We start from the raw sequence: 866 nt of genomic DNA, 5'->3' as shown, positions 1-866 counted from the left end.
CTAGTAAAGAAAGCATTATTTATAGCTAAATTAGCTGTGTAATCATCACCCCTATTGATAACAAATTGTTCTATTTTTGGAGTTACAAAAATATAAGAGTTTTCATTCATATATTTTCTAAATTCAGCACCCACTTCAACACTTACAGAATTGTTTTTCATAGAATCAATATCTTTAGCAATAGCACCATTTTCTGTATGAGATGGAGTATAACTAAAATAATAATTTATCCCTGCAAAAGGTTTAATAAATAAAGTATTATCACTAAAGTCAAACACACGACCTGCATTAGCACTAAGTCCTAAGAATTTGCTTGTATAATCTGAGTTATATGCACCATCTGTTTGAATATTGTCTTGTTTAGTTGGAGAAACTTGAGCATAAGCTTTAAGATTAAGTTCCCATTGTGGAGCTACATTGATAGTAGAATACATACCTAATTGGAAGTTATCACTTTTTTGTTCTAAATTATTGTCTTTGATTTTAGCATTTGCATAAGTAAAATAAGCACCCCATAAAACATTATCATTAGCTTGTTTATCTACCCCTACGGTAGCACCATACATTGCACCACTATCTCCATCGATAATGTTAGCACCACCAAAAGCATTAGCCCAAATACTATTGGTATATTCATTTACATAGCTTGGTCTCATATCACTATCTAAAGCAGCAAATTTAAGGCCATTCATTTTAGAAGCATAAGTTCCAAAAGGATTGTTTAGCATTGCTACACGAGAACCTATAGAAACATCATTAGAAATATTCATAGTGGTATTTACTGCACTAGAAGCTGAATTGAGATTAGATACAGATTTACCTGTATTGTCTGTGTCTTTTTTGATTTGTAGGGCTAGTTTTACACC

Annotated in this window: 1 pseudogene; it reads right to left on the bottom strand. The window is 31.6% G+C overall.

Annotation, left to right across the window (positions count from 1 at the left end):
• Window positions 1-866 (bottom strand): annotated as a pseudogene (gene capC, locus ELQ12_RS09750) (autotransporter adhesin CapC); the annotation flags it as partial.

Source organism: Campylobacter sp. US25a, assembly GCF_004379075.1.
Classification (GTDB): Bacteria; Campylobacterota; Campylobacteria; order Campylobacterales; family Campylobacteraceae; genus Campylobacter_D; species Campylobacter_D jejuni.
Note: the sequence above shows the minus strand (reverse complement) of the source record. Positions and strands in the feature narration are given on the sequence as shown.